Consider the following 3,847-nt stretch of genomic DNA (forward strand, 5'->3'; position numbering starts at 1 on the left):
CCGCTCCTGGGGCGTCCCGCGCACGGCCGCGAGGACGTCCCCGCGCAGCGCCGCCGGCGGCGGCTCGGCCACGGCGGCGGCGAGGTGCGCCCCGACCTCCCCGAACGCGGCCACCTCCTCCCGGCAGGCGGCGCAGCCGCGCAGGTGGAGCTCGAACGCGGCGCGCTCGCCGGGCTCGAGGGCGTCCACGGCGTAGAGCGCCGCGTCGGCGTGGACATCGCCGGCCCGGTCGTCCCCCTGGATGTCCTTCACTGCCGCACCCCCAGTGCCGATCTCAGATTGGTGAGTCCGTCGCGGATCCTGGCCTTCGCCGTGCCCAGCGGGACGTCCAGGTGCTCCGCGACCTGTCGGTGACTGTACCCCCGGTAGTAGACCAGGCAGACGGCCTCCCGCTGGAGCGGGCTGAGCCCGCCGAGCTCGGCCCGCACCTCCTCGGAGTCCAGGGACTGCTCCACCTCGCTCCAGGTGGAGTCGGAGGGCGTCTCGGCCCGCCGGACCTCGTACTGCTGGTCCCGGTCCCGCTCCCGCTGGCTCTGCCGGATCCGGTCCACCGCGCGGCGGTGGGCCATGGTGCACAACCACGCCAGGACCGTGCCGCGGCCGGCGTCGAAGCGCTCCGCCTGCTGCCAGGCCATCAGGTAGACCTCCTGGACCACCTCCGCGGCGAGCTCGGGGGAGCGGAGCAGCCGCAGCACCAGGCCGTGGACCGTGGACGACGTCGCGTCGTACAGCTCGGCGAAGGCGTCCTCGTCACCGCCCGCCACGCGGCGCAGCAGCTCGACCTGTTGTTCGGTCCGCCCGGGAGCGGGGACCGGTGCCCCGGCTCTCCCGCTCCGGCCGGTCGGTCCTGTGCTCACGCGGTCTCGCTGTTCCCTCGGAGAGCGGCACCCCGCCCGGGGTCCGGGCGGGAGCAGTGTCGCATTGCACCTTGCCACACCGGGTCGATGTGATGCCATCGACACACTCGTCGTCTCCATGACCGTTGTTCGTCGCGGGGCCGGCACCGGACGGGTCCGCGCGCCGTTCCGGCGCGCCGGAAACTTTTCTGCCCCCGCACCCGTCCGGACCCGTTCCGGCGCCGAACTGTCCGTGCGCACACCGAAAGTGCGCACACGGCACGACCCCCCGGTACGACACAGGAGAGAATCTGATGCGCAAGTCCATGCTCCTCACAGTCCCCACCCTGGCCCTCGGCGCGCTCACCATGGCCGCCGCGCCCGCCGCCGCCCACGACTCCGACATGTGGTCCGCCCAGGCGGCGCTGAGCACCCTGAACAACTCCGGCACCACCGGCGAGGTCATGGTCGACGTCCACGGCACCGAGGCCACCGTCACGATGAACGTGAGCGGCGCGGCCGAGACGTTCATGGACGGCCCGTTCCCGCACGCCCAGCACATCCACATCCACGGCCAGGGCACCTGCCCGGGCCCGGAGGCGGACGCGGACGGCGACGGCGTGGTCAACACCACCGAGGGCCACCCGTTCTACGGCATGATCGGCACCTCGCTGACCACCGAGGGCGACACCAGCCCCGACTCCGGCCTGGCCGTGGAGCGCTTCCCGGGCGGCTCCGCGTACACCTACGAGCGGACCCTGCAGCTGGACGAGGCCACCGCCGAGTCCCTGCAGAACGGCGCCGCGGTCGTCGTGGTCCACGGCGTGGACCCGGCGAAGATGCCCGCCGCTGCCGCCGAGAAGATGAGCGACCTCGACCCGGCGCTGCCCGCGGCCGCGACCCTCCCGGCCGCGTGCGGCACGCTGACCGCCTCGCAGATGGGCGCGATGCCGGAGGGCGGCGCCGACACCGGCGTGGCCCAGGAGACGGGGTCCACCGCCCAGGCCGCGGCTCTCGGCGGCGGCGTCCTGGCCGCCGCGGCCGGCGCCGCGTGGGCCCTGCGCCGTCGCGCCGCGCGAGGCTGATCCGACGGGACGGTTCCTGCTGTGACGGGATCGACCACCGGTCGTCGCGGAGGCCTGCTGGCCTCCGCGGCGACCGCCGTCCTGCTCGCCACCGGCTGCGCCGCGTCCGACGACGGCGCCGCGCCGGCTGCCGGCAGCACCCCGCCGGCGGCCTCGAGCACCGCCTCGCCGTCGAGCACCTCGGCGCCCTCGGTCGCGGCGTCCGCCCCGTCCGCGGCGGGGCGGCCGACCGCCCCGGCGGACGGACCCGCGGACGGCCCGGCGGTCCTGGGCGCGTCGAAGCCGGTCGCCCTGTCCGTCCCGGCCACCGGCACCGAGTCCGAGCTGCTGCACCTGGGCCTGCGCGAGGACGGCTCGCTCGAGGTCCCGCCCGAGGGTCCCGGCTCCCCGGCGAGCTGGTACACCGGGTCCCCCACCCCCGGCGAGCGCGGCCCGGCCGTGCTGCTGGGCCACGTCAACGCCACGGGCGGCGGCCCCGGGGTCTTCGCCGGGCTGCGCGCCCTGGAACCCGGCGACACGATCGAGGTGGCCCGGGAGGACGGGTCCACGGCGGTCTTCGCCGTCGACCGCGGGGAGCAGTACGGCAAGGACGACTTCCCCACCCTCGAGGTCTACGGCAACACGGAGGGGTCCGAGCTGCGGCTGATCACCTGCGACGGCTTCGACCCGGCCACCGGGGAGTTCGACGACAACTACGTGGTCTACGCGTCCCTGGTGCCCTGAGCGGCGCAGCCCTGGGAACGAGCGCTGGTGCGCACCGCCCCGGCCTCGCGCGGAGAACGACCCTTCCCTAGGCTTCTGCGCAGGGAACGGCCGTTCTCTGCATCTGTCGCACCAGCGAGAGGAAGAGCCTCCATGGGTCACATCACCGTCGGCACCGAGAACAGCACCGACATCGAGCTGTACTACGAGGACCACGGCAGCGGTCAGCCCGTCGTCCTCATCCACGGGTACCCCCTGGACGGCTCGTCCTGGGAGAAGCAGACCGCCGCCCTGCTCGGGGCCGGCTATCGCGTGATCACCTACGACCGCCGCGGCTTCGGCCGCTCGAGCCGGCCGACGACGGGTTACGACTACGACACCTTCGCCGCCGACCTCGACACCGTCCTGAGCACCCTCGACCTGAACGACGTGGTCCTGGTGGGCTTCTCCATGGGGACCGGGGAGGTGGGGCGCTACCTCGGGACCTACGGATCCTCGCGGGTGGCCAAGGCGGCCTTCCTGGGCTCGCTCGAGCCGTACCTGCTGCAGACCGAGGACAACCCCACGGGCGTGCCCCAGGACGTCTTCGACGGCCTGGCCGCGGCCGTGACCGCCGACCGCTATGCGTTCTTCGCCGAGTTCTTCGGCAACTTCTTCAACACGGACACGTTCCTGGGCACGGACCGGCTGAGCCAGGAGGTCGTGGACGCCTGTCGGAACATCGCCGCCCGCTCCGGGGCCGTGGCGTCGGTGGCCGCCCAGCCCGCCTGGCTGACCGACTTCCGGGCCGACATCCCCAAGATCGACGTGCCGGCCCTGATCGTGCACGGCACCGCGGACAACATCCTGCCCATCGACGCCACCGGCCGGCAGTTCCACCAGGCCCTCCCGCAGGCGGAGTACGTCGAGATCGAGGGCGCCCCGCACGGGCTGCTCTGGACCCACGGCGCGGAGGTCAACGAGGCGCTGCTGGACTTCCTCGCCCGGTAGCCGCCCCTGCCCCCGGCGGGACGGCCCTCCGCCGGACGACGACGGACCCCGCCTGCCGTGCGCTCGAGGCGCGGCGGGCGGGGTCCGCTCCGTTCCCGGGGCCCGGGAACCGTCAGTGGCGGGGGCCCTCGTGGCCGGGCACGTCACCGGGGCGGTCGGTCCCGGCCGGTCCCCCCGGCTGCCCGTCCGGGCGCTCGCCGGCGGCGGGGCCGCCCGTGGTCGGGCCGCCGGTCG

General features: G+C 74.6%; 5 protein-coding genes. 3 read left to right on the plus strand and 2 right to left on the minus strand.

Annotated elements, in window-relative coordinates:
• Positions 1–252 (minus strand): zf-HC2 domain-containing protein (locus CRM73_RS18510; protein WP_229588709.1); only part of this gene is annotated, 252 nt, incomplete at its 3' end.
• Positions 249–857, minus strand: a complete 609-nt coding sequence (sigK, locus tag CRM73_RS18515) for an ECF RNA polymerase sigma factor SigK (protein ID WP_095650086.1) — start codon at positions 855–857, stop codon at positions 249–251. The genes sigK and CRM73_RS18510, both read right to left, overlap by 4 nt.
• Before the next feature lie 293 nt (positions 858–1,150).
• Between sigK and CRM73_RS18520 the strand changes: the two genes are divergently transcribed.
• The 3 genes from CRM73_RS18520 to CRM73_RS18530 all read left to right on the plus strand — a co-directional run bounded on the left by CRM73_RS18520 (position 1,151) and on the right by CRM73_RS18530 (position 3,613).
• Positions 1,151–1,921: a hypothetical protein gene (locus tag CRM73_RS18520; RefSeq protein WP_229588710.1), complete on the plus strand. Its 771-nt coding sequence runs from the start codon at positions 1,151–1,153 to the stop codon at positions 1,919–1,921.
• A gap of 21 nt (positions 1,922–1,942) precedes the next feature.
• Positions 1,943–2,644: a class F sortase gene (locus CRM73_RS18525; protein ID WP_229588711.1), complete on the plus strand. Its 702-nt coding sequence runs from the start codon at positions 1,943–1,945 to the stop codon at positions 2,642–2,644.
• A 132-nt stretch (positions 2,645–2,776) separates the two neighbouring features.
• On the plus strand, positions 2,777–3,613 hold the full coding sequence (locus tag CRM73_RS18530; RefSeq protein WP_017835004.1) for an alpha/beta fold hydrolase: 837 nt from the start codon (positions 2,777–2,779) through the stop codon (positions 3,611–3,613).
• The last annotated feature ends 234 nt before the right edge of the window (positions 3,614–3,847 follow it).

Source organism: Kocuria sp. CCUG 69068 (assembly GCF_020833785.1).
GTDB lineage: Bacteria > Actinomycetota > Actinomycetes > Actinomycetales > Micrococcaceae > Kocuria > Kocuria rosea.

What these genes read in the sequence shown, in the direction of transcription:
- CRM73_RS18520 (WP_229588710.1), top strand. Translation starts at nt 1,151, where the DNA reads ATGCGCAAGTCCATGCTCCTCACAGTCCCCACCCTGGCCCTCGGCGCG.
- CRM73_RS18530 (WP_017835004.1), top strand. Translation starts at nt 2,777, where the DNA reads ATGGGTCACATCACCGTCGGCACCGAGAACAGCACCGACATCGAGCTG.